27 protein-coding genes and 1 pseudogene are annotated in these 25822 nt (G+C 32.5%); 12 read left to right on the forward strand and 16 right to left on the reverse strand.

Annotated features, from left to right (window positions below):
- The first annotated feature begins 21 nt into the window (after nucleotides 1-21).
- The 5 genes from ACQ654_RS18185 (at nucleotide 22) to ACQ654_RS18205 (ending at nucleotide 5284) form a co-directional block, all read left to right on the forward strand.
- Nucleotides 22-639, forward strand: coding sequence for a hypothetical protein (locus tag ACQ654_RS18185; protein WP_430411765.1), 618 nt, complete (start codon nucleotides 22-24; stop codon nucleotides 637-639).
- 75 nt (nucleotides 640-714) lie between these two features.
- Nucleotides 715-1404, forward strand: a complete 690-nt coding sequence (locus tag ACQ654_RS18190; protein ID WP_430411766.1) for a DUF6498-containing protein — start codon at nucleotides 715-717, stop codon at nucleotides 1402-1404.
- 11 nt (nucleotides 1405-1415) lie between these two features.
- The gene (locus ACQ654_RS18195) at nucleotides 1416-2525 is read left to right on the forward strand and encodes a hypothetical protein (protein WP_430411768.1); all 1110 of its coding nucleotides are present in this window, start codon (nucleotides 1416-1418) and stop codon (nucleotides 2523-2525) included.
- 244 nt (nucleotides 2526-2769) lie between these two features.
- Entirely contained in the window at nucleotides 2770-4599 is a 1830-nt protein-coding gene (locus tag ACQ654_RS18200; protein ID WP_430411769.1) for a tetratricopeptide repeat-containing sensor histidine kinase, read from the forward strand.
- A 34-nt stretch (nucleotides 4600-4633) separates the two neighbouring features.
- Nucleotides 4634-5284 carry a response regulator gene (locus ACQ654_RS18205; protein ID WP_430411770.1) on the forward strand — a complete coding sequence of 217 codons (651 nt, stop codon included), beginning with the start codon at nucleotides 4634-4636 and terminating at the stop codon, nucleotides 5282-5284.
- 310 nt (nucleotides 5285-5594) lie between these two features.
- Here ACQ654_RS18205 and ACQ654_RS18210 read toward each other — a convergent pair whose 3' ends face one another.
- Together ACQ654_RS18210 and ACQ654_RS18215 are read right to left on the reverse strand one after the other, a co-directional pair.
- Entirely contained in the window at nucleotides 5595-6008 is a 414-nt protein-coding gene (locus ACQ654_RS18210; RefSeq protein WP_430411771.1) for a DUF6691 family protein, read from the reverse strand.
- A gap of 3 nt (nucleotides 6009-6011) precedes the next feature.
- A complete protein-coding gene (locus ACQ654_RS18215) occupies nucleotides 6012-6569 on the reverse strand; it encodes a YeeE/YedE family protein (protein WP_430411773.1) in 558 nt (185 codons plus the stop codon).
- Between the two features lie 229 nt (nucleotides 6570-6798).
- Here ACQ654_RS18215 and ACQ654_RS18220 point away from each other — a divergent pair, with 229 nt between their 5' ends.
- Entirely contained in the window at nucleotides 6799-7395 is a 597-nt protein-coding gene (locus ACQ654_RS18220; protein ID WP_430411774.1) for a class I SAM-dependent methyltransferase, read from the forward strand.
- 2 nt (nucleotides 7396-7397) lie between these two features.
- Here the strand turns inward: ACQ654_RS18220 and ACQ654_RS18225 are convergent, their stop codons facing one another.
- The 11 genes and pseudogenes from ACQ654_RS18225 to ACQ654_RS18275 all read right to left on the reverse strand — a co-directional run bounded on the left by ACQ654_RS18225 (nucleotide 7398) and on the right by ACQ654_RS18275 (nucleotide 16517).
- A complete protein-coding gene (locus ACQ654_RS18225; RefSeq protein WP_430411775.1) occupies nucleotides 7398-7742 on the reverse strand; it encodes a rhodanese-like domain-containing protein in 345 nt (114 codons plus the stop codon).
- Nucleotides 7743-7870: 128 nt separating this feature from the next.
- Nucleotides 7871-9277: an MBL fold metallo-hydrolase gene (locus ACQ654_RS18230; protein ID WP_430411776.1), complete on the reverse strand. Its 1407-nt coding sequence runs from the start codon at nucleotides 9275-9277 to the stop codon at nucleotides 7871-7873.
- A 95-nt stretch (nucleotides 9278-9372) separates the two neighbouring features.
- On the reverse strand, nucleotides 9373-10170 hold the full coding sequence (locus ACQ654_RS18235; protein ID WP_430411777.1) for a sulfite exporter TauE/SafE family protein: 798 nt from the start codon (nucleotides 10168-10170) through the stop codon (nucleotides 9373-9375).
- 70 nt (nucleotides 10171-10240) lie between these two features.
- Nucleotides 10241-10876: a Crp/Fnr family transcriptional regulator gene (locus tag ACQ654_RS18240; protein ID WP_430411778.1), complete on the reverse strand. Its 636-nt coding sequence runs from the start codon at nucleotides 10874-10876 to the stop codon at nucleotides 10241-10243.
- A gap of 162 nt (nucleotides 10877-11038) precedes the next feature.
- A complete protein-coding gene (locus ACQ654_RS18245; RefSeq protein ID WP_430411779.1) occupies nucleotides 11039-11209 on the reverse strand; it encodes a Lacal_2735 family protein in 171 nt (56 codons plus the stop codon).
- Between the two features lie 282 nt (nucleotides 11210-11491).
- The gene (locus ACQ654_RS18250) at nucleotides 11492-12190 is read right to left on the reverse strand and encodes a DUF2490 domain-containing protein (RefSeq protein WP_430411780.1); all 699 of its coding nucleotides are present in this window, start codon (nucleotides 12188-12190) and stop codon (nucleotides 11492-11494) included.
- A 2-nt stretch (nucleotides 12191-12192) separates the two neighbouring features.
- Nucleotides 12193-12819: a carbonic anhydrase family protein gene (locus ACQ654_RS18255; protein WP_430411781.1), complete on the reverse strand. Its 627-nt coding sequence runs from the start codon at nucleotides 12817-12819 to the stop codon at nucleotides 12193-12195.
- Between the two features lie 55 nt (nucleotides 12820-12874).
- On the reverse strand, nucleotides 12875-13702 hold the full coding sequence (locus ACQ654_RS18260; protein ID WP_430411782.1) for a universal stress protein: 828 nt from the start codon (nucleotides 13700-13702) through the stop codon (nucleotides 12875-12877).
- A 27-nt stretch (nucleotides 13703-13729) separates the two neighbouring features.
- Nucleotides 13730-15323 (reverse strand): annotated as a pseudogene (locus ACQ654_RS18265) (SulP family inorganic anion transporter).
- A gap of 195 nt (nucleotides 15324-15518) precedes the next feature.
- Nucleotides 15519-15848 (reverse strand): hypothetical protein, encoded by a 330-nt coding sequence (locus tag ACQ654_RS18270; protein WP_430411783.1) that lies wholly within the window; start codon nucleotides 15846-15848, stop codon nucleotides 15519-15521.
- Nucleotides 15849-16517, reverse strand: coding sequence for a TetR/AcrR family transcriptional regulator (locus ACQ654_RS18275; protein WP_430411784.1), 669 nt, complete (start codon nucleotides 16515-16517; stop codon nucleotides 15849-15851).
- Nucleotides 16518-16749: 232 nt separating this feature from the next.
- Between ACQ654_RS18275 and era the strand changes: the two genes are divergently transcribed.
- Nucleotides 16750-17634 carry a GTPase Era gene (gene era / locus ACQ654_RS18280; protein ID WP_430411785.1) on the forward strand — a complete coding sequence of 295 codons (885 nt, stop codon included), beginning with the start codon at nucleotides 16750-16752 and terminating at the stop codon, nucleotides 17632-17634.
- A 3-nt stretch (nucleotides 17635-17637) separates the two neighbouring features.
- Nucleotides 17638-19134: a choice-of-anchor I family protein gene (locus ACQ654_RS18285; protein ID WP_430411786.1), complete on the forward strand. Its 1497-nt coding sequence runs from the start codon at nucleotides 17638-17640 to the stop codon at nucleotides 19132-19134.
- Between the two features lie 39 nt (nucleotides 19135-19173).
- On the opposite strand, the gene ACQ654_RS18290 is transcribed toward ACQ654_RS18285, so the two are convergent.
- The 3 genes from ACQ654_RS18290 to ACQ654_RS18300 all read right to left on the reverse strand — a co-directional run bounded on the left by ACQ654_RS18290 (nucleotide 19174) and on the right by ACQ654_RS18300 (nucleotide 22044).
- A complete protein-coding gene (locus ACQ654_RS18290) occupies nucleotides 19174-19818 on the reverse strand; it encodes a hypothetical protein (RefSeq protein ID WP_430411787.1) in 645 nt (214 codons plus the stop codon).
- Between the two features lie 15 nt (nucleotides 19819-19833).
- Complete coding sequence (locus tag ACQ654_RS18295) at nucleotides 19834-21375, reverse strand: rhomboid family intramembrane serine protease (protein WP_430411788.1); 1542 nt, start codon at nucleotides 21373-21375, stop codon at nucleotides 19834-19836.
- A gap of 174 nt (nucleotides 21376-21549) precedes the next feature.
- On the reverse strand, nucleotides 21550-22044 hold the full coding sequence (locus ACQ654_RS18300) for a GTP-binding protein (RefSeq protein WP_430411789.1): 495 nt from the start codon (nucleotides 22042-22044) through the stop codon (nucleotides 21550-21552).
- A 282-nt stretch (nucleotides 22045-22326) separates the two neighbouring features.
- Here ACQ654_RS18300 and ACQ654_RS18305 point away from each other — a divergent pair, with 282 nt between their 5' ends.
- The 4 genes from ACQ654_RS18305 to ACQ654_RS18320 all read left to right on the forward strand — a co-directional run bounded on the left by ACQ654_RS18305 (nucleotide 22327) and on the right by ACQ654_RS18320 (nucleotide 25744).
- Nucleotides 22327-22863, forward strand: coding sequence for a hypothetical protein (locus ACQ654_RS18305; protein WP_430411790.1), 537 nt, complete (start codon nucleotides 22327-22329; stop codon nucleotides 22861-22863).
- A 78-nt stretch (nucleotides 22864-22941) separates the two neighbouring features.
- On the forward strand, nucleotides 22942-23739 hold the full coding sequence (locus ACQ654_RS18310) for a tetratricopeptide repeat protein (RefSeq protein ID WP_430411791.1): 798 nt from the start codon (nucleotides 22942-22944) through the stop codon (nucleotides 23737-23739).
- Nucleotides 23740-23833: 94 nt separating this feature from the next.
- Nucleotides 23834-25138 (forward strand): ribosome biogenesis GTPase Der, encoded by a 1305-nt coding sequence (gene der, locus ACQ654_RS18315; RefSeq protein WP_430411792.1) that lies wholly within the window; start codon nucleotides 23834-23836, stop codon nucleotides 25136-25138.
- Nucleotides 25139-25744, forward strand: coding sequence for a hypothetical protein (locus tag ACQ654_RS18320; RefSeq protein WP_430411793.1), 606 nt, complete (start codon nucleotides 25139-25141; stop codon nucleotides 25742-25744).
- Nucleotides 25745-25822 lie beyond the last annotated feature (78 nt).

Below are 25822 nucleotides of genomic sequence, written 5' to 3' on the forward strand. Positions count from 1 at the left end.
ACACAATAAATAAAATTACCTATGAAAAAAATAAAACTCATTGCATTACTACTATGCGTACACTTTAGTTTTGTGCAATGTCAAACAAAAGAGGACGTTATTACATACGAAATAACTCCTGAATTTGCAAAGAAAATAGACAAACCAGAAGTACACTTTACCGTGGATATTCCTAAAAGTTTAGAGCTTATAAAACCAGAAGAAGGCAAAAAAAACTATTCGTATGGAATGATTCAAAAGCACAATGAAGACAATGTTGTAACAGAAATGTATTCGTTTGGATACATTAGCATGAATGGAATGACGCTAGAAAAAGATGGACAATCATTCATGAAACAAATTCGCGATATGCTAAAAAGTGGTGGATACGAAATAGAAGAAGACAACATTAGCATCACAGAATTTGATGGAGAAAAATACTTGTCATTGCGCGCTATTGGAAAAATGAAAGATGGATTAAGCGATCTTTTTCAAGGAAGATATTACTTCAATGTAGTGGCAAAACCAAACCCATACGGCGACACACATATCATCATGCTCATGTCTGCAAGAGACGATCAAGACATAAAAACATACGAAGATTTCAAAGATAAACTCACCATTTCTACCGTTTGGAAAACGTTTAAATATTTAAAATAAAACGTTGATTTGAGTGGTGATTCTTTATTTTCTACTTTTAATATGATACAATTCTAGTTTCATCTTAAACAATACATGAAAGAAAAAATAAACATACACATCATTCCCAATCGTAAAAACGCATTCATTTGGTTTAACGTACTCTTTGTAATTGCACTATTACTTGCAGGAGAAACAAATGCGTTTTCAATTGTGCTTGCATACTTTATGGAAACGCTTATCATAGGTGCAATTCACGTTCTTAAAATGTGCAAAATTTTAAAACATGCAAATGCTACAGGCGTGAAAAGAACACCAAATAATGGTGGCGGAATGATTCTTTTTTTCATATTTCATTACACGTTTTTCGTAGCAATTCAATCAATATTTGTATTTGCATTATTAGAAATGAAAGATCCAAAAATTGAAGCGTTCAGTATCTTAAAAAACTTAGCACACATTTTCACAACATATGAAGGCATTTACCCAATCCTAATTTCCCTAGCTGTATTTAATATTGCAGATTTTTACCTTAATTTTTTAGTACCAAAAGCGTATCAAAACATCACAATAGAAGAAAGTTTTGTAGGTCCTTACGGAAGAATTATAGTGCAACAATTTGCTGTCATACTAGGTTTTTTCTTCTTTATTTTTTCGTTTGCGCTAGACATTATTGCCATACTAATAGTAGGAATCAAAGCAACAATTGATTTCTATATGACATCAAATCCTGGGAAAACTCTTTTCAAAAGCAACATAGATTTCTCAAAAATGAAAAACTCTTAAAAATCATACATATGCGAATCAAAATTCTTTTCATCTCATTACTAAGTTCACTATGCATGTATGCGAATATGGCTTCACCAGTCAATGAAGGAACATTTGGTACGCGACCTTTCATCAGTCAATATGTAAACATCTTACATGAAAATTTACACATTACCATTGATGAAAACTTTGAATATGCTGATTTTGTAGTCGAATATAACATCCATGCAGAAAAAAGTGGTTCGCAAATTCCGTTACTATTCTATGCATCTTCTTACTATGAAAACTTCAAAGTAACTATAGATGGTAAAGAAGTGACGCTTGCACGACAAGAAGATTTTTGGAATGCATACGGACCAGAAAAAGAAAAATTGACCAATTTCCATTACCTGTATAGTGCCGATCGAAAAGAAATTTCTGAAATCGAAAATCAATTCAAATATGGAAGAAATGATCGCATTTATCTAAAAGATTTTCTATACTTTGAAACGGATATTTCAGAAGGAAATCATATCATAAAAGTAACGTACAAAGCAACTAATTGGCGTTACAATCACAATCGTGTAAACGAAGATAGTTTCCGATATGCTTTAGCGCCTGCAAAATACTGGAAATCGTTCGGAACACTTACAATTACAGTTGATGCAAGTAACGTAAAAGATCAGGTTTCTATCAACGTTGGAACACCAAAAAGTGGCGATATCAATGGCGTTTCTACATACGAATTTGATAAATTGCCAGTTGAGGTTTTACAAATATCACGAATACCAACACTTAGTAGTTTTGCCAAACTTCTCATGAATATAGAATCGTTTTGGTTAGCTATGATACTAATCAGTTTTGTTGTACTATTTCATATCTGGCAGATGTATCGTTTCCGAAAAAAACAACCAAAAAGAAAATTTTCTACACCAGCATTCATTGGTGCTACCATGATTCCGTTTCTGTTCATCTTTGTATTATTGTTGGCAACATTCTGGATTGATACTTCCATTGGCGAACCATATGCCAGCGGACGCGAAAGTTACGGTGCATTCTTTGAATTCATAAACTTACCAAAATATTTACTCTATTACGTAGTTTTTTCAATTGTGGTAGATTTTATATTCAAAAATATACATTCGAAAGCTACATACTAATGTTTCTTCATAGCTGAACTTGATTCAGTATCTCATAACAGTGGTAGAAATAGCATGTGTGATTCCGTATCAAGTTCGGAATGACGTTGTAGATTTTTGGTAAAAAAGAAACCATTTAATCATTCAATTCAAAAAATATACGCAACTCATCGTATAGGAAAATCATCAAGAAAGTAAGAATATTGTTAAGGTGATAATCTCACATAAAATGAAATCAATCAAAACATTTTCTATCTTTATAAAGATGAAACTAATCATATGTACATTTTTACTATTTCTTTCAACGTTAGTAGTTGCTCAAAAAGCTGAATTATCTGAGGCGGAAGCAATTTCTTTATTTGAAAGATACGAACAAAAAGGAGAAGATTTCAACCGAAAGCGCGAACTCGATTCCATGAAAGTCTATCTGGCAAAACTAGACGCGTTACTTCCTAAAATTCAAGATTCATCCTATATATACAGAGCAGATTTAATTCGTGGTGCTGTCCTATCGCGTAAAACACAAACAGACAGAGCATTAGAAGTATTACTGAAAGCCACAGAATTCTTTAGGCTTCAAGAAGATTATAAAAACTATTATCGCGGACGCTTCAAAATAGCCTATTGTTACTACTACGCAAATCAACGTGAAGATACCAAAGAAGTCATGTTGGAAATTTTAGAAAACAAACAGTATGTTGACGAAGACTTGGCGACAAGAGCTTTGGAAAAAGTAGGTGCCATCAATATTGAATTGGGCATGCACCAAAAGAATCCTGAGTTATTAAAAGATGCTATAAAGCGAATCAGTAATGCAATTACCATCAACCGAAAAAATAATAAATACACGGAATTAGCTTCAAATTATGGATTAATTGCAGAAGGTTATAATCAACTAAAAGAACTTGATAAAGTTGTTCAGTTGTTAGATAGTTCGATCTATTTTGCCAAAAAAGCAGATAACTTGCCAGAAGAAGGTTTTGCACTGATCAAAAAAGGGAAACTATATACGGATCAAAAAAAATACGATCAGGCAACATCTTCATTAAGCAAAGCTGTCAAAATTTACAAAGATACTGACGACATTCCGCTGTTATTATACGCGTATGGCGAACAGAAAAAATTATTTCAAAAAACACAACAATACAAAGCCGCTAGCGAATTAGGAGATGAAATATACACTTTGGCAATTACACAATATAACAAGCGTTTTGCAGATGGAGTTTCTGAAATGCGAACGAAATACAAAACTGCCGAAAAAGAACGTGAAATTTTAGAACAACGTGCCGAAATAGCAGAAAAAGGATTACTACTTCAAGAACGAAAATATCAAATATATGGTGCTTTAAGTTTAGCATTACTATTCTGTTTTTTAGGATATCTTTTTTACAATCAACAAAAACTAAAAAACAGACAATTAGTTAAAGAAAACAAGTTAAAAGTTGCACTAAAAGAGATAGAAATACAAAACAAATTGCAAGAACAGCGTTTGCGAATTTCACGCGATTTACACGATAATATTGGCGCGCAGCTATCTTTTATCATTTCATCAATAGACAACTTAAAATATGCTTCCAAAGACACTTCTAACGAATTTAAAGATAAACTTAGCTACATAAGCGAATTTACATTATCAACTATTGATCAATTGCGTGACACTATTTGGGCAATGAACAAAGATGAAATTTCGATTACAGACTTACAAAGTAGAACATTGGCGTTTATTGAAAAAGCAAAAGTTGCCAAGCAAACGGTAAAATTTGAATTTGATAGTGCTATAAAAACACCAATTGTATTTACGGCAGTTGAAGGAATGCATTTATTCAGAGTTATTCAAGAAGCCATCAACAATGCATTAAAATATGCAACACCAAAAACGGTAAAAGTAAATTTCTCTGAAAAGGAAAACACATTAATTTTAGCCGTAATAGATGATGGAATCGGATTTGAAAAAGAAGCCGTTCAACTAGGAAACGGATTGTACAATATGCAAAAGCGTATGGACGAAATAAATGCGCATATAAGCATCAATTCAAAACCATCTGAAGGAACAGAAATCACAGTGAAATTTAAAATATTGAACGCTAATTTGTAAATGTAAAAGTATACTCAACCAACAACAGTAATCTATGAAACTCAAAATAGCCATCGCAGAAGACAATCATTTTTTGGCAAAAGCTGTGATAGAAAAACTATCATTCTTTGACGATTTTGTATTTAAATTCAAAGCGGCAAATGGTGCAGAAATGATAGGCAAACTAGAAGCAGATCATAACATAGATGTGATTTTGATGGACATACAAATGCCTGAAATGGATGGCATAAAAGCTACTGAAATAATAAAGCAAAAATATCCGCAAATCAAGGTAATAATGCTAACAGTTTTTGACGATGAAGAAAACATATTCAAAGCAATTCAAGCTGGTGCAGATGGTTATTTACTGAAAGAAATCAACGCAGAAAACATTCACAAGTCAATCTTAGAAGTTATAAATGATGGTGCACCAATGTCGCCAAGTATAGCATTAAAAGCATTAAACTTACTTAGAAACCCATTAACAATTGCGGAAGATGAAGCCATTGAAAAGGTCAAATTAACCAAGCGTGAAACAGACGTTTTATTGCAATTAAGTAAAGGATTAAATTACAACGAAATTGCAGAAAACCTATTCATATCTTCTGGAACCATTCGGAAACACATTGAAAATATTTACCGTAAACTACAAGTCCACAACAAAATGGAAGCGGTTCAAAAAGCAAAATCACAAAAGTTGATTTAATTTTTAGCATTAAGTATTGAAAAATTAGTCAATTTGAAGATTTGACAATGTTGTTAATTTGAAAATAATGTTTTTATACATTTACATTATCAAAACTACGTCATACTGAACTTGTTTCAGTAGCTCATTATATTTGGTTTTAATTTTTGATTTTTTGATCTAATCGAGAAAGAAAATATTTGTGAATTCGTGACAGTGTGTGTACTATGAAAATAGCAAAGCATTTCGATACAATTTTTCTTCATTTCATTCCAAAAAACCACTCGATGTGACGACAATTTAATACGAAGTTTTTTAAATTCCCTAAAACCTAATGCGGTAACTTATCTTTTAACAAACCATATACAAACGTTCCAAAAAGCGAAGCTATAATCACAATAAGAATAGGAGAGAAGCCAGCACCAAGTAACGTAAACATTGGTCCGGGACAAGCGCCAGCTAAAGCCCAACCCAATCCGAATAAAATTCCGCCAATTGCATACCGAGCAAATGTTTTCTGTTTAGGTGGGAATTTAATTTTTTCTCCGTAGAAAGATTTTATATAAAATCGTTTGATAACTTGAGTAAAAATTACTCCAAAGAAAAACGCCGAACCTATAATTCCATACATGTGAAAAGAGTCAAATTGAAACATTTCATAAATACGAAACCAAGAAGCTGCTTCCGACTTAAACATGGTGATTCCAAATACAATTCCAATCAATAAATAGACAAGTGTTCTCATAGTTTAAAAAAGTAAAGGGAAAAGTAAATGCACCATAATCAATCCGCCAATAAAAAAGCCAATCACAGCAATTAAAGACGGCAATTGCAAATTGCTCAATCCAGAAATTGCATGTCCAGAAGTGCAACCGCCAGCATAGCGCGCACCAAATCCGACTAAAAATCCACCAATTATTAAGAGAAATAAACTTTTACTATCTGTAAAAATCGCCGTCGAAAATAATTCGTTAGGCAAATATGTTTCACCAGCATTTTCAAAACCTAAAGTTTGCAAGTTATCAATTGTAGTTGGGTTCAAAGCAACAGAAGGATCAACAGTTAAAAACTGATTTGCAATAAATCCGCCAATAATTGCGCCTAAAACTACGACTAAATTCCAGCGTTGTGCTTTCCAATCAAATCGAAAAAAATTGACTCTAGAGCCGCCACCACAAATGCTACAAATCGTTCGGAGATTTCCAGACATTCCAAAGTTTTTTCCAACCATGATTAGTAAAAACATCACCAATGCAATTATAAAACCCGAAACGTACCACGGCCAAGGTTCATATATCCACTCCATATGCTATCATTTTCAACAAAAAAAAGAAAATCATAGCATGTAGAAAGTAACTTTAGTTACAAAAACATAAAAAGTCGTTGAATGGTCATTTCTAATTGATAACATATTTTATCTATAGATGTTTTTCAGCAGAGCATGCTATATTCAAAAATATATATGATAAACCTACTATGCTTTTAGAGCTGTATGATAGGTTTGAAAATAGTATCTTGGCTTAAATTTTTATGTGATGAACCAACAAATCTTGAATGAAATTTTAGGAAACGCAGATATTTATTTAATTGATCAAATTTTGAAAGGTCGCTATCAAGAACATGATGTCATCTTAGATGCAGGTTGTGGAAGTGGTCGAAATTTGTATTATTTCCACGAAAGTGGATTTACTTTTTATGCAATTGATGCAAATGCTGAACACATTGAAAATCTTCAAGAAAGATACCCAAAACTTGCTACAAATTTTAAAGTGGCAACACTCGAAAATATTCCGTTTCCAGATACTACATTTGATCATATTTTGTGCAATGCTGTATTACATTTTGCAAAAAGTGAAACACATTTTAAAGAAATGTTTGCCGAATTGGTTCGTGTATTAAAAATTGGCGGAAGTTTATTTATTCGAATGACTTCAGATATTGGAGTAGAAGGAAAAGCTACACTTTTACAAAGTGGTGTTTACTATTTACGTGACGAATCGGAACGGTTTTTACTGACGAGAAGTTTACTAAACGAAGTTGTAAACACACACAAACTTTCGTTTTTAGAAAATGTAAAAAGTACTAATGTAAATGATGTCCGAAGCATGACAACATTAGTATTTACAAAGTAAACTTACTTCCAAGCTTTGTAACCACCTTTTAAATCATATATTTTTTTAAAACCAATTTTCAAAAGTTTTTTTGCCGTTCGTTGACTTCTATTTCCAGATCTGCAATACAAATACATAGGTTTGTTTCTATCAAATCTTGAAAAATTTTCATTGAAGTTTGCACGATCAAAAAAATCTATATTGATTGCATTTTCAATATGCCCACTAGTATATTCAAATCCTGTGCGTACATCTATTAGTTGTACATTTTCATTAGAAATTGCTTCCTTGAAAGTTGGCGTATCTAAAATTTCAACTTGATCAGTAGGTTCAGGTTTATTTTTAAATAAAGAACTGATAAAAGACATATTTTTTCTGTTTAGAATACTGTGTATGTCGCAAAAATAGAAGATACCTTTCTCATGCGAAGTAACTTTGGTTACATAATAATTATGTTCTACAAAGCCTGAAACTTCGTAGAACATATGTGTTTTGATTATAAACTTGAAGGACATACAAAATCTGAAACAGGAATTTCTGTTTCTTTAATCGCTTTAAATCCGCCTTCAACATTGATGAGGTTGTGAATGCCTCTACTTTTTAAAATAGAAGCGGCAATAACACTTCTATATCCGCCAGCGCAATGCACATAAAATGTTTCACGCTGTGGAAATTCTGCTAAATAATCATTTAAATAATCTAACGGTGTATTTTTTGCATTACGAATATGTTCTGAGTTGAATTCACTTTCTTTTCGAAGATCAAAAATGTACAATTCATCAGTATAATCGTCATTGAACTTTTCGGTAGTAACCGAACTTATGGTATCGTATTCTTTGGAAGCTTTTTTCCAAGCGTCAAATCCACCTTGTAAGTAGCCAAGTGTATGATCAAAACCAACTCTGGATAATCGTGTAACAGTTTCTTCTTCATGACCTTCTGGAGTTACAATTAAAATTGGTTGTTGAATGTCTGCAATTAATGCGCCAACCCAAGGTGCAAAACTTCCGTTTAATCCAATAAAAATGGAGCGTGGAATATGTCCTTTTACAAATTCATCTTGATGCCGAACATCTAAAATGACTGCATTTGTTTCGTTGGCAATCACTTCAAATTCAGTTGGTAGTAACGGACGTGTTCCGCGTTGTAGAATATCTGAAATATCATCGTACCCTTCTTTGTTTAGTTTTACATTTTCTGGAAAATAACTTGGAGGTGGCAACAAGCCGTCTGTTACTTCTTTGATGAATTCTTCTCGTGTCATGTCTGCGCGTAACGCATAGTTCACTTTCTTTTGATTTCCGAGTGTGTCAATAGTTTCTTTCATCATATTTTTTCCGCATGCAGAACCTGCACCATGTGCTGGATATACAATAACATCATCCGCTAACGGCATTATTTTTTCGCGTAAGCTATCATACAAATAACTTGCTAAATCTTCTACTGTAATTTTGCCAATTTTCTGAGCTAAATCTGGTCGTCCAACATCTCCTAAAAACAAGGTGTCTCCACTAAAAATAGCATGATCTTTTCCATTTTCGTCACGTACTAAATAGGTAGTGCTTTCCATTGTATGACCTGGTGTGTGTAAGGCAATTATGGTAATGGCTCCAAGTGAAAATTCTTGAAAATCGTTTGCTATAATTGCATCAAAAGCTGGTGTTGCATTTGGACCATATACAATTGGAGCGCCTGTTTTTTTAGCAAGTGTTACATGTCCGCTTACAAAATCTGCATGAAAATGCGTTTCAAAAATATATTTGATTGCAGCGTTTTGTTTCGTTGCTTTGTCAATATATGGTTGTACTTCACGTAGCGGATCAATGATGGCAACTTCGCCATTACTTTCTATATAATAAGCGCCTTGCGCCAAGCAACCTGTATATATTTGTTCAATATTCATACATTGTATTTTTTAAATTACAAGTATAAAATTACAGTCTATGTGCAAGATACACAGTAACAAGAGTTACAGAAATGCTTCTTTTTTTGATGAATTTATTGTTTTATAAAAAACTCCATATAGAAGATAAAGATTGCCATGATAAAGATGAAATAGCCAAATCCTTTTTTGAGTTTTTTTCCATCGATAAAGTTTCCTAAATAGCTTCCGATAAAAATCCCTATCAATGAAATACTAGTGAACAAAGCTAAGAATTCCCAATTGATTTCCATGGTTAACGCATCACCCAAAAAGAAGCCTAATAAAGATTTAAACGCAATGATAATTAGTGAAGTGCCAACAGCAATTTTCATGTCTACATTGGCTAATAACACTAAAGCTGGAATAATGAGAAATCCGCCGCCAGCACCAATTATTCCTGTGATCGCACCAACTACTAAACCTTCAATTAAAATTAACGGATAATTATATGTTACGGTTCCTGTATTTTGTTTTGCTTTGCGTTCTTTTAGCATTGATAAAGCCGCAGGAAACATGAGTATGGCAAATAAGCCAAACATGCCCATACGACGTGTGAATTCAAATGTTCCTAGTGTGAATAATACATCTGGCAATGCAGGAACAACATAATAACGAACTAAGGTGACACCAATAATGGCAGGAATTCCGAAAACGATTGCGGTACGCCAGTCAACAAATCCTTTAAAGTGCTGTTTAAGTCCACCAACAAAAGCGCTAGTACCAACGATAAATAGAGAATAGGCCGTTGCTATTTTTTCGTTAACAGAAAATAGATAAGCAAGCACAGGAACTGCTAATATAGAGCCGCCGCCGCCAATAAGACCTAGTGATATTCCAATAATCAAGGCACTAACATAGCCAAGTATCTCCATAGTTATTTTGTTGTTTGTCAGTGCAAAATACAGAACCTGCAGTGAGCTAGCAGTAACTAAAGTTACATATTTAGGCTAAATTTATAATTTTAATATGATTTCTATGCAATTCTATACGCCCCATTTGTTCTAATTTCTTTAAAAGCCTAGAAATAACAACGCGCGAACTATGTAAATCGTATGCAATTTCTTGATGTGTATTGTGAATTGTCGTTGTTTTATTGACACGGACTTTTTCTTTTAGATAGTTGAGTAATCGTTGGTCCATCTTTTCAAACGCAACACTATCTAGAATATGAAGTACTTCATTTAAACGCGTGTGGTAACTTTGAAAGACAAAATTTCGCCACGATTTGTAGTTTGCTGTCCATTCTTCCATTTTTTGTACGGGCACCATGATAAGTGTTGTATCGCGTTCAGCAACTGCTTTTATTTCACTTTTGGTTTGTCCCATGCAACAGTTCATTGTCATAGAACAGGTTTCTCCACTTTCTAAATAGTACAATAGCAATTCGTCACCTTCTTTGTCTTCTCGCATTATTTTGATAGCACCAGAAATTAATAATGGCATACTACGTACATAATCGCCAATTGACAGCATTGTAAAACCAGCAGGAACTTCTTTGTACGTGCCTACTTGCGCAATTTCGTTTAGTAAATCTTCTTCGAAAAGATGACCGTAATTGTCTTTAAGCTCTTGAATCATGAATTGCATTTTGAACTTTACTATTTTTAGTTAAAAATACTGAAAGTATTTAAAATCCAAAAGTATCGTTTTTTGTAAACGTACTCAGTAACAATGGTTACAAATGTTTTTTAATGCAGAATATTCAACTGAAGTTTTGAGAATACTTTTTTGTAGATACTTTTAAACTGCCTTCAAGGCTTCAATTTGCTTCATAACAGCTTCCGCTTCCGCAGTTTTTTGATCACTTAGTTTTCTGTTTGAGGAAGAAAGATCAAAGGCTTGTTTGGTCAATTTTGAATATTGATTGTAGAGTTTTTCTTTTTCTGATTTTTTCTTAAATAATCCTAACATAATTTTTTTCTTAATTTATTAGCATGTTAAAGATACGACTTAAAAAGCATCTTCGCTAGTATGTAGTAATGTAGCGGGCATACTTTATTATTATTTTAACAGCAACTGTTAAAAAAGTTTAAAATTAAAATTTCATAAAGTAGGTAAAACAAAAAACCACATCAGACGATATGGTTTCGATTTATTTTTTAGATTCTTTTTTGTTGATAGTATTAGAAAATCTATAACTTCAATATGTGTGGTTGTAGCTTTTCGTAACAAAAAATAAACTAACGAATTGTTTTATTTTGTTATTTCCTTTTGTTTTTTACGTAAATCAGTATTATATACAATACTAAATTGTAAATATCCTTTTCCAGTTGTGCGTACACGTTGGTACAACATTCCTGATTGCAGATTTATGTTTTTATTTAATTGATATCCAATACCGCCATACAAACGATTTCGATCAAATAATTCCTCTTGTCCGTTCACGAAAATTTCATTGTACACACCAAAGAAAAACGTTCCCGTTTCTATGACAGGTTTATTTACAGGAATAAACAACATTAATCGGTAGCGAAAACGTGTTTTAAAATCATCTTCAACCCAACGTTGTTCAGCTCTGTAACGATGTTCAAATTTTACGCGTCCTAATGTATTGTTCGTAATTAATTGTTGCCAAATACGGTGTTCTTCCGTTTCTGGACTATCACGTTCACTATCAAACACAAAACTTCCAATGTACGCATAACCAGCAGTTGCAAAGGCATTTTTGGTAAAGTGATAATTCAGTCCTGTTCGTAACAACCATTGCTCCGTGTTGTTTGGAAAAACAGTATGATTACGAAATTGTACTTCCGTGTGTATGCTAAACTTTTCACTGATACGATTTGACCCAAAATACATGAGCCAGTTTCCTGTTTCGTCTTGACTCCAACTTGCGAGCGGAATCATGAAAAGTACAAGTAAAACGGTGCTTAGTTTCTGATTTAAACTCATTCTTAAAAAAACGTTACTTTACCATTACTGATATCGTACATTCCGCCCACAATTTTAATATCTCCATCTTCTTCAAGTTGTGCTAATACGGGGCTTTTTTTACGAATATTTTCAATAGTCATTTCTACGTTTTTAACAGCTACATTATTTACAAATTCAATATTTTTTGAATTACGTAAAGCTTCATCTGTTGGCTCTGTAACGGCTTCTACTGCAGGTTCAATTTTATTAATTAATGCTGTTAAGTTGCCAAGTCGTGCATGATCACAAGCTCCTTTTACAGCTCCACAAGCCGTATGTCCTAAAACAACAATTACTTTTGTTCCGGCTAGTTTACAAGCAAATTCCATGCTTCCTAAAATGTCTTCATTGACAAAGTTTCCAGCAATACGAACACTAAAAATATCTCCAATTCCTTGATCAAAAATTAATTCTGAAGAAACTCTCGAATCAATACAACTCAATACCGTAGCAAACGGATATTGTCCAGTACTTGTGTCCGAAACCTGATCTAATAAATCACGGCTTACTTGCGTATTTTGTACAAATCTATCGTTTCCATCTACCAATGCTTGTATAGATGAATCAGGAGTCATTATAGCTTGTGTTTCTTTTGTTTGTGCTTTCATATAGCTTTGTTTAATCTAGTTTTTTGTTGTTAATATATGTAAATGTGCACCGTTATTATTGTAATTGTATAGTTGATGAGTTCTTTACAATTAGAATTGGTACGTTAATTTTATGAATAGCTTCTTTGATATTTGTTCTAAGGTTTTTGAAGCGCGAATTTGTTTTTGATTGTTGATTTACGCACAATAATCCAATATTATTTTTGGCAACATAGGTTGCAATATTGTCCATAGTACTAGAATTACTTTCAAACTCGTAAGTTATCACGTTTTCTGTTTTTGATGCTACTTTCTTTGTATTTTTTTCTGTTTCAGTACGTACATGAAATTGCTTAATTGGATTTTTAATACTTCTTCGCAAATCAGTCGTAATTCCTTGCGGTAAATCTGCGGTAGTTGTATTTAACAATCCTAAAGACATTGCTTCTACAGCATTTATTGTATTGTTTTTTCCAGAAATTAACACAGAACCATTAAATTTTTTCAAAATGAATTTCGTAAAACTATCCCCTAAAAAACCGAAGAATCTTGGCGGACGCTTTCCTAATACAATAATATCAGGCTTTACACTTTCAATTTCATCGAGCACTTCATTTTTTAAATTCCCCAAACGAAAACTTGCATTCATTTTAATGTTTTCTCGCTTTGAAATCTCTCGAACCAACGTTCGTAGCTTTTGCTTCGTTTTATAGCGCTCTTCATCAATCGTTCGCATGGCTGAATATTGATTTTCATATTCGGCAATGTCTGAAGGTTTTAAAACATGAAAAACGTCAATACTTCCGTTGATAATCTTTGCAAGATTTATAGCGTTATCTAAAGCTTTTGTAGCCGATTTAGATAGATCAGTTAAAACAAGTAATTTATATTTTGGGTTGCTCATGATGCTAAATTTTAATGGTTAAAAATGTTAGGCACTTTTTGGTCTGAGTTGGAAAAACTCAATAAAACTTTTTGGATTTTCAATTGTTCCACGCTCCGAAATTAACTTAATGTCAATGTTTCTATTACGCGCTTTTTCTGAGAAATCTTCCAATATTTCAATAATATCATTATCCAAGAAACGCGTTTTACGCACATCCAATTCTAAGAATGTATCTCTTGGTAAATTGTCTAATTCTTTTAAGATTGTCGCTTTGTTGAAGAATGTTACTTCTTCGGCTAATGTCATTTTAATTCTATGCTTTCCGTTACTTTTATCTTCAATATGTAAAAAGTGTGAATTTTGGAAGCTTTTAATCAATACTACTACAATACCAACAGCAAGTCCTAATCCAATTCCCCATAAAAGATCGATAAAAACAATTCCTAAAATAGTAACTATAAAAGGTATAAATTGCTTCCAACCTGCATGGTACATTTTTTTAAATAAAGAAGGTTTTGCTAATTTGTATCCTACGATTAATAAGATAGCAGCTAGTACGGATAATGGAATCATGTTTAATAATGTTGGAATCAAAACCACAGAAATCAATAATAAGAAACCGTGAATAATTGCCGACATTTTTGTTTTTCCACCTGATTGGATGTTTGCAGAACTACGAACAATTACTTGTGTAATTGGCAATCCACCAATTAATCCTGAAAGCACATTTCCTGTTCCTTGTGCTAATAATTCTTTATTTGTTGGTGTTACACGTTTGATTGGATCTAACTTATCGGTTGCTTCTACACATAATAAGGTTTCCAAACTTGCTACAACAGCAATCGTAATTCCCGTAATCCAAATAGCAGGATCATTAATGGCTGTAAAGTTTGGAAAACTAAATTGTCCAAGGAAAGAATTAAAATCATCTGGCACTGGAACACTTACTAAATGTTCTGAAGAAATACCATATGTTGTGTTACCTTTTGTAACTATAAAATATAAAATTCCTAACGCTACAGCGACTAACGGTCCTTGAATTAACTTGAAAATTTTGCCTTTTTTAGATAAAACCGTATTCCAAAGAATTAAAATTCCTAATCCAATTAACAGCAATAATAGTAGCGCCTGGGCTGATATGATTTACGGCATTAAAAATTTCTGAGAATGTATTTTGTCCATCTACTTGGATAAATGAAAAATCACCTTCTGGATCTGAATCATATCCAAAAAAGTGTGGAATTTGTTTCAGAATAATAATGATTCCGATACCTGTAAGCATTCCTTTGATCACAGACGATGGAAAGAAATAACCAATAATTCCAAATTTTAAAACACCGAAAATAAGTTGAATAACTCCACCAATTATAACCGCAACTAAAAAGTTTTGATATCCAAGTGTTTTAATTGCAACAAGCACTATTACTGCCAAACCTGCAGCTGGTCCACTCACTCCGACTTGCGAACCGCTAATAGCTCCAACAACAATACCACCAATAATTCCAGCAATTAAGCCAGAAAATAGTGGCGCACCACTAGCTAAGGCAATACCTAAACACAGTGGAAGTGCAACGAAGAAAACGACGATACTAGCGGGGAAATCCGCTTTTAAATTTTTAAATGGATTTGAACTATTCATGATGGTAATAATGTTTTTTTGAGAACTGAAACTGCAAAGTTCAATTTGCTTTAAATCAATTCGTTGTTAGCTAATTTTATTGTTTTGTGTAAAATAGAATAGAAGAAAAATACTCCAATACTTGGTTTGTGATGAGTGGAGAATAATTCTGGAAACGCATGCAACAAGCACGTGAATTTTTGATGAATTTGTATTTTATATGTGTTCCGGAGGCGGAATCAATATTTCGATGCTGTGAGAAGCATCTAACTGTAGTTTGTAAAAATGTGTTGTAGTACTGTAAACAGCTGTATCTGTTACAGAAAAGTTAGTGGTATACGGTCTTACTTTTTCGTTTTCTTCAAACGTATCTTCAACTTCTTCTTTATCAGTATCATCTTCCCAATCAATATCAACTAATTCATAATTTGCATCAGAAAATGATGAAAAAACTTGTGAAATAGGTTGTAAAATCATCACAATAAGCACCAAAGCAAAGGAAATTTGCTTTATGATATTAAATATATGTGAATCTTTATACGACATTTATTTTATTGCTTTAAAAACTAAATCGGTGTAAAACTTCACAATGAAGTCAACACCTTCTTTTACATCTGTTAACGATGGTAAATGTTCTGAAAAGTAACGCTGTTTGTGCGCACCTTCAATAACCGTTGAAACCAACATGTGTGGAAATTCAAAATCAGAATTAACTTCTGAAACAAAACTACTCACACGTTGTACAACACGTTTGTACACTTTATAATATCCTTTTTCATTTTCAGAATCTATTTCTTTGGTATGATATGCCTTTGAAGATTCTGCTATGATAATTCTATTTAAAATGACTTCGTTGATGTATGAAAACGAATTATCTACATCAACTTTTTGCGTCAAAATGTTAATAGCAGAAGAAAGCTTTTCCTCTTTCGATAACAAATTGGTAGTTGCAAAAACAAGTTTGTATTCAACCCAACTCCAATACCAACAATTTAAATACACTAAAAGCATGTGTTTGCTTTCAAAATAACGATAAATTGAACTTTCGTTAGAGCCAATGGATTGTCCTAATTTCTTGAACGTAAACGATTCAAAACCTAATTCATCAATCATTTCGATACTGCGCGATACAATTTTTTTCCCCAATTCCGAAGACTCAGGATTTTTAGTGTAAAGCTCCTCGCTAATAACAATATGTATTTGTAGATTTTCCATACTAATCATAACAAATATAATAGTAATACTATTATAAAATCAAAGTTTAACTCTTTTTTTTGAAAAAAAAGATGTTGATTGACGTCAGTAATATTCTGAAAAGCCCTAAATACAAGTGTTTTAAAATGATTTACAGGTATATTATTCTGAAATAATATGTATTTTTGCCACCGAATGACACGTATAAAAAACGCAATATTGCTATGATTTATTCGTGATGACCATAAAATATATGACACACAAAGCAGGATTTGTAAATATTATCGGAAATCCAAATGTTGGAAAATCAACATTAATGAACGCGTTTATTGGAGAAAAACTTTCCATTATTACTTCTAAAGCGCAAACAACCCGACATCGAATTTTAGGAATTGTCAACGGAGACGATTTTCAAGTAATTTTATCTGATACGCCAGGAATTATAAAACCAGCGTACGAATTACAATCATCTATGATGGACTTTGTAAAATCGGCATTTGAAGATGCAGATGTGTTAATATATATGGTTGAAATTGGTGAAAAAAGCTTAAAAGATGAAGCATTCTTCAAAAAAATTATCAACTCTAAAATTCCAGTATTATTACTTTTAAATAAGATCGATAAATCTTCTCAAGAAGAATTAGAATCACAAATGGATTTGTGGAAAGAAAAAGTGCCAACGGCAGAAATATATCCAATTTCAGCATTGGAAAACTTCAATGTGTCGGAAGTATTTTCAAGAATTATAGAATTGCTTCCAGCTTCACCAGCATTTTATCCAAAAGATCAATTAACTGATAAACCAGAACGTTTTTTCGTAAACGAGTCTATTCGTGAGAAAATTCTAATCAATTACAAAAAAGAAATTCCCTATGCTGTCGAAGTTGAAACAGAGGAGTTTTTTGAAGAAGAAAACATCATACGTATTCGTTCGGTAATTATGGTTGAGCGTGAAACTCAAAAAGGAATTCTTATTGGGCACAAAGGAAACGCATTAAAAACTGTTGGAATTCAAGCTCGTAAAGACTTAGAGAAGTTTTTTGGAAAGCAAATTCATATCGAATTATATGTAAAAGTTAATAAAAATTGGCGTAGCAATGCCAAGCAATTACGTCGCTTTGGGTACAACAATAAGTAATACATGATTAAAAAAGTTTTCGGTTTATTAACATGCCTTTTTATAACTGGTTGTGCTTCGCACGCAATAAAAGAAACTTCAACAAATGTTAGCGTAACGCATCTTAATACTATTGATGCGCAAGGAGTGAATGCAGTTGAAATAAGTGCGTATTGTGCTAAAACAAAACGCTTATTTACAGCAAGCACCTTGTATAAAGGTGTATTGGTATATGATATGTCGGATGTGAAAAACATTAAAAAAGTAGCAACTATTGATGTTTCTAACTATGGAGGAAATGTAAATAGTGTAGCTATTAATAGTGGAAATATTGCGATGGCTGTAGAAAATACAAATCGACAAGAATATGGTTTCATTGTTGTGTTTGATACTGAAAAACTAAAAGAAGTAGAAGTCCATTTTGCAGATGCTTTGCCAGATATGGTAACATATTCGCCAGATGGAAATTATATTATTTCAGCAAATGAAGGCGAGCCAAATGATGATTATACTGTTGATCCGAGTGGTTCGGTTACCATTATAGATTTAAAAAATAACATGGTCACTACGCTGGGTTTTGAATTATACGATGATCAACTAAAAGAATTAGAAGAAAAAGGATTGCGAAGTTTTGGCAAAAACGCTACGTTTTCAAAAGATGCAGAGCCTGAGTATGTAACAGTTTCAAAAGATGGAACTAAGGCTTGGGTAATTTTACAAGAAAATAATGCAATTGCAGAAGTCGATATTGTAAATGCCGAACTAAGTGGTTTATATCCGTTAGGTGTAAAAGATTTTAGCTTGCCCGAAAATGCATTGGATGTAAGCGATCAAGATGGTAAAATACAGTTTAAAACTTGGGAAAACTTAAAAGGATTCTACTTGCCAGATGCCGTTGAAAACACTCAAATAAAAGGTGTTACGTACATTATTACAGCAAACGAAGGCGATTCAAGAGATTATCCTGGATTTTCTGAAGAAGCGCGAGTTTCAGAAATAACATTAGATTTAACACGATTTCCGAATGCAAAAATAATACAGCAAAACGATCAACTAGGTCGCCTAAAAATAACCACTACAAAAGGTGATATTGATAATGATGGTGATTATGACGAGTTGTATATGTTTGGAACACGTTCATTTTCTATTTGGACAACCAAAGGCGATTTAGTGTATGATAGTGGAAATGATATTGCAAAACAGACACAAGTCAATCCGAAAGCATTCAATCAAAACGATACGCGAAGCGACGACAAAGGTTCGGAGCCTGAAGCATTAGCAATACTAAAATTAAAAGGGAAAACATTGCTTTTTGTTGGTTTAGAACGTACAAGCGGCGTATTGCTATATGATATTTCCAATCCTGAAAAGCCAGTATTTTTAGAGTGGATACATCATGAAGGCGATATTTCTCCGGAAGGATTATTTGTGATTCCAGCTTCTGAAAGTCCAACAAACCAAAACATTTTAGTGGTTTCTAACGAAATTAGCGGAACAATTAGTTTGTTTGAAGTGAAGTAAATTAGTTGACTTCTCGTTTCCAGATATCTATAGTCATGATTAATTCTTTAAAATTCGATCATATCGAAGTTTTCTTCTAATTGCAGCAAACAACAATAAAGCATCTATTCCAAAAAAAATAAGCACCATGTAATGAAACCCTGAATTCCAAATTATATTTGCAATGATGAATAAAAAACCCCCTGAATATAGATAAAAATCAAAGTTGGTTTGAGAAATATTCGCTTTTGCTTGCGCGAGATCAATTGCTTTCTTTTTAGAATCTTTTAAAGGTAATTGGCGAACTAAACTTTCAAAATTTTCAAATTCTTTGTCTGTAAACTCTAATGTAGAATTTGCGTCTGAAAGCTTTATTCTTCTGTAAATAGCTGCTTTTTGATCAATATCTTGTTCTATTTTAATTCTAAAATTATGTTTCAAGTCAATCACTTTTTTCTTAAATATAAAAGGACGAATTGAAACGACATTTTCAGCATTGATGATTAAGAATCTAAATCTAAACAACAAAAAACAAAAGATTCCAATTGAAATAAGTGATAACAATCCAACAAAGAACTTTGCAATAAAAATTAAATCACTTGTCAGTAAATTTTTTTCAATTGAGATATACGTCAACATTCCTCCACATGAAATTATCAAGAGAAACCAAAAAGTAGTGTATATATTGTAAATGCCTATTTTCATATACTGTTGTCCATTTTACCAAAGTTTTCTTTTCTGTAATTCTGTTCTACAAACGATACTAAGTATTCCACCGATGATAAATCCGCTAATCAATCCACCAAAATGTGCGGCGTTGTCAGCGCCAGTAGCTAAACCAAGTAACAAACTTATTCCTCCAAATAAGCCTAAAGTACTCCATATGATATGCTTCATATGACTTGGATAAATTCTAAAAATCATAAAAGCTGTCATGACTCCATACAATCCGAAAATTGCACCTGAAGCACCAATACTGATAGTGTTTTCATACCACCAAATACTCGCCACACTTGCCAATAATCCGCAAACGATATAAATAACGATCAATCGTACAATACTAAGTTTATATTCTAAAAAACTACACGCTAAGCCAATTCCGATGGCGTTCATGAATAAATGACCAATGCCACCATGAATAAACATTGAAGTAAACAAACGCCAATATTCACCATTCAATACTTCAAATCTTCTATTGCCGCCAACGTCTAATAATTCCTTCCCAGTTGGATGTATAATGTTTAAGCCTGCAAAAAGCAGCGCAGCAAATACAATACAATTTGCCAGGAGTAAAATTGCAGCAGCTTTGTGCTTTCCAAATGGATTAAGATAGGTCAGGAAGTCAGTATCGTCAGCTTTTATCGTCAGTTTGTTATTATTGAAATCGTTTAATGCTTTTTTATTAACTTTTTTAACTAGGAGTAAGGCGATTAGAATAGCACTTCCAATACTAAAAGAGATAAAAATCCATAGTAATGAAGAGCCCATTCGATCTTCAAAAGCTCCTTTTTTTGGAATCAGAATAATTTCAACATCTTTCTTTATAGCAGGATATTCTTTTTTAATACCATTCAAGAAACCATCTCGATCATCGGAATAATTTAACTTTTCAAAATACCTAACATCTTGAAAATTATAATTGTCAAATTCCTTTTCTGATCTTTTTGAAAATATTCGAAAGTCCCTATTCTTTTGGTATTCACTATCTCTATTTCGCAAACTTTCTTTATAACTCACGCCATACCAAACCGAATTTGAGTTTTCAAAAAGCGTTGCGTGAAATATTGCGACATCCAAATCTTCGTTGTTTCTTCCAGTAACTCTTGACGTTACATAGTAACCATTAAAGTTATGATCAACTTGAAAATTTGCTATTTTAAAATACTTTTCGTTTGTCAAATTTTCAACTTCAGACACTGTATTAATTTCATGTAAGTCATAGGAGCTTTTTACCAAATAATATTGACTTATCATAAATGTAATTGCAATAGTAAGCGACATTATAAGTTGAATGCCAAAATAATCTTCACCATGTCTTCCTACAATTTTTATGATTCGAACTCTTTTTCGAAGCCAAATATGTATTACGATAAACGACAATATAAAGGGAAGCCAAAAGCTCAATAAATCTTCTTTTAGAGGAATGATTCCAAGTTTAATGTCGAATAACCATCGAAAAATACTATAAGATAGAATAGTTCCGATTGAAACTAGTAAAAATGGAATGTATATTTTTTGAAGTTTGGTTTTAATGTTTTGCAAGGTACAAGGGAAATATTTTGTGTATGATATATGTGTGTGTAAAAATACATTTGTTACACATTCGCTAAATATATAAAAGAAGAAGTTATAAACGATAAGGGTTTCGTTGCCGAAATGTACTCAAAGTAACCTAACAAGCTTTTGGTAAATTTGAAAAGGATCACAGTATTCAAACTATATCTCAATCGTCCTATTCAAAAAATGATACAAGTCAACCATTTCAGGTCTTCCTGTAGCTTTTCCCATTCGTCCACCAAAATACAGTGCAAACCAAACTAATACCATCAATAGCATTAATGCTACCTGAAACGCATATGTATTTCCTAAAACAGCATTTGTATATGCCCAAATTCCAAAACCGATGAACAAACAAACGACTAAAAAATGAAGAAACATAAAAAATGTCCAAACGGTCGGACTTGGACCGAACAAACCGTGTAACTCGCAACTATGTTCGTCAATTTCGTCCACTTCAACATGTAATTGTGGCGACCAAAAATGTTGTTTACTTTTAGGAATTCGGATAAAAACATGATTGTCAATACGCGACACTACAAAATCTTTTTGTGTGTTTTTTGAATTTTCCAAACGTTTCAAAATCGTTTCGTTAGTTGCTGAAAGCGTTCGCTTAAACCGTGGACGTAATACAACTTCTTCTCCTAAACTCATTGAAAGTTATTTTTAATAATAGCAATACTACTGTTTTTCAATAACATATAAACTGATAAATATCATAATGACACTAGTTGTAAATTGTACATAAACCATTAGAATTGTTTTGATTTCCTGTAAGAAAAGTTTAGTTTTAAGTACTTAAAAAAATAACAATTGATAAAAAATTACAACCGACCCATAAACGCAGCAGAGAAAAAAAGATTAACTAAAAAAAATGTTTACATAAAGGAGTCTCATGTAAAACTGATAAAGTCTATTCTATTAAAAATCTTTATTTTGAGTGTCTTTTCAACCGTAACCTACATGTATTTTTCACTTTGGTTGTTCATTCCAATATTGATGGTTTCTTTCTTTATGATTTGGCTATTGTCTATGCAGGTAAAAGATGTGATTCAAAATCCAAAAAACGTCAAAAATATTCAAGAAGTCATCAACTCAGGAATTGTTGAGGTGACAGAAATACATATTGACAGATATATTAAAATTGATAATTACAATGATGAAGGAAATCATTTCATTGTGGAATACAATGGAATGTTATCTTTAATCGGTGGACAAGAATTTCTCGGAGTCCGAAAACTCAACAACAAGATAGAACATATTGTTATCATGGACGTAAAACGCACAGGAATCTATGATGAAAAAATAAAAAAATCAGGAAATGCTATTGAAGCTTATTATATCTTCAAAAAAGGAGTATCAGACGCGTTGTTTAATTCTGAACTTTGGGACAATCTTACAAGTAGAGAACCATTTTCTGGGAAACTTGAAGCGTTGGATGTATATATTACTGAAGATAAAAGTAAACGATAAGAAACTTTCAGTTTTTTGATAAATTTGGTAACTTTTTTTGTTTCTACACTACACATTAGTATACCTAAACACAATTACATGAAAAAAATCATATTCCTCTTACTAGTACTATTAAGCATATTAAGTTGTAAAAACGACACAATCTCTAAAGCAGATAAAGAAAAAGTAACTGAATTAAATAACAAAGCAGTTGAACTTAGATTTAAAGGAGAACTAGATAAAGCTGAAAAGCTATATGAAGAAGCATTGGAAATCGATAATACAGATGTAAACATTCACTATATGTTAGTTGGAATTTATGTGCAAAAGAAAGAGTTTAACAAGGCATTTAAATTGTTAGAAAAATTACCAAAAGACCAAAAGAAAAGCCTACAGTATTACCAAATAAAAGGAGGCATATTTGAATTTAATGGAGATTTAAAAAGTGCAAAAGAAAACTATAGCAAAGCTTATGAATTAAGTGAAGTAAAAGAGGTTAAAACGGAAAGCGATTTAAACGAACTGATTGAATATGCAGGCATAGAAACACTTGCTGGATACAAAGAAAAAGCTGTAGATAGAATAAACGAAGCCTTACAACTTGATTGGCTAACTGAAAGTAACAAAGAATCTTTGCGAGTGTTTCGAAACGAGTTTGAATTCTATCAAGGAAAAGGAGTACAAGGATTTGATAGAGAAAACCCTATTACTCTCTGTACAACAAATATAGATAGTTTAAAAAATGTACTAAAGCAACACCATATAAATGTTTTAGGAAGCAGTTTTGCAGTTGGGGAAAATGAAATAGAAGGAAAGCAAGCAGGGGAAATACGAGTAGATGAAAAATTTCAAAGTGGTATTGACAAACTTGGACTCGAAGAATGTGATTCTAAATAAATTTACAAAAAACCAAACTTCCTAAAAGACTTACTTAAAATTACTTTTTACTGATAAACAGAAAACGTACCTTTGCAGGCACAAAAAGAATGAAATGAGTAATATAGTAGCCATAGTTGGACGTCCAAATGTTGGAAAATCGACCTTGTTTAATCGAATGATAAAACGTAGAGAAGCCATTGTTGATGCCGTAAGTGGTGTAACAAGAGATAGACATTACGGAAAATCAGATTGGAATGGAAAAGAATTTTCACTAATTGATACCGGTGGATATGTTGTAGGAAGTGATGATGTCTTTGAAGCAGAAATTGACAAACAAGTAGAATTGGCAATTGATGAAGCGGACGCAATTCTTTTTGTAGTAGATGTAGAATCTGGAATTACAGGAATGGACGAAGAAGTAGCAAACTTACTTCGTAGAGTAAACAAACCTGTATTATTAGTTGTAAACAAAGTAGATGCGGCAAATCGTTTGCATGATGCTACGGAATTTTATTCGTTAGGTCTAGGTGAATATTTTCCAATAGCAAGTATCAACGGAAGTGGAACAGGTGATTTATTAGATGCGTTGGTAAAAGCATTGCCAGAAGTTGAAGAAGTTGAAGAAGAAAACTTACCACGTTTTGCAGTAGTTGGGCGACCAAATGCTGGAAAATCATCGTTGATAAATGCTTTAATTGGTCAAGATCGCTATATCGTAACGGACATTGCTGGAACAACGCGTGATTCTATCGATACAAAATACAATCGTTTTGGATTTGAATTCAATTTAGTGGATACGGCAGGAATTCGTAGAAAAGCGAAAGTAAAAGAAGATTTAGAATTTTACTCCGTAATGCGTTCCATTCGTGCTATTGAACACAGTGATGTTTGCCTATTAGTTGTAGATGCTACACGTGGATTTGATGCACAAGTGCAAAACATATTCTGGTTGGCAGAAAAAAACAACAAAGGAATTGTAATTCTTGTCAACAAGTGGGATTTAGTAGAAAAAGAAACGTCTACAGTAAAAGAATTTGAAAAACACATTCGCCAGCAAATAGAGCCATTTACCGATGTGCCAATTGTATTTATTTCCGTTTTAACGAAACAACGAATCTACAAAGCTATTGAAACGGCAGTTCAAGTATACAAAAACAGATCTAACAGAATTTCTACAAGTAAGCTAAACGACGTAATGTTAAACATTATAGAACGTACGCCGCCACCAGCATACAAAGGAAAATATGTAAAAATAAAATTCTGTACGCAGTTGCCAACAGGATATCCGCAATTTGCCTTCTTTGCAAACTTACCGCAATATGTGCGTGAACCGTATAAACGATTTGTGGAAAACAAACTTCGTGAACAATTTGATTTTAATGGAGTGCCTGTAACAGTTTATTTCAGGAAAAAATAAATGTCAAAAAAAGTATTTCTCATAGCAGTATTCATCATCAGTCTACTATTAATTGGATTGATGATGTTAATTGCAGATGCTGGAAATAATCCAATATTAAATAATTTTACTACGATACATAAAGAATTTGAAGAAGCAAACAAATCGTTTGATGATGATTCTCTACAAAAACAAATTGAAACTTCTGATGTAAAGTATCCAGCAATAGTAGCGCAGTTCAATACAAAAGCACTAGAATTACTACATTATATTGAGGTATTAAAAAAAGATTTTACGGTAGCAGGTGATGATTTTAAGAAAATGGAAGTGCATAAAAACCAAATTCTATTCATCAAAAACACAAATGAACATTCTGAAAAAGGAAAACAATTCATAGCAAAAATTGAAGCCTATGAAAACGCGCTTGCAATTGTTCGTGTAGAATTTCCAAAAATAAATACACATACCTCTCAAAAACTACGTGACAATAAAGAAAACACAGATTGGTTAACGTATAATTTTAAAGACTTTACTGCCATTGCTAGCTACACACGATTGGCTGCTATGGAAGTCACTATTAAAAGCAAACAAAAAGATATCTTTATGCTTGTGTTAAATACAAAGTAGCACTTTACAGTAAGATTACAGAAGCTACATAATTCAATCATCATTTACTAACATTCCAATAAAATAGGAGGTTCATCT

It is taken from the genome of Kordia sp. (assembly GCF_965283645.1).
Lineage (GTDB): Bacteria > Bacteroidota > Bacteroidia > Flavobacteriales > Flavobacteriaceae > Kordia.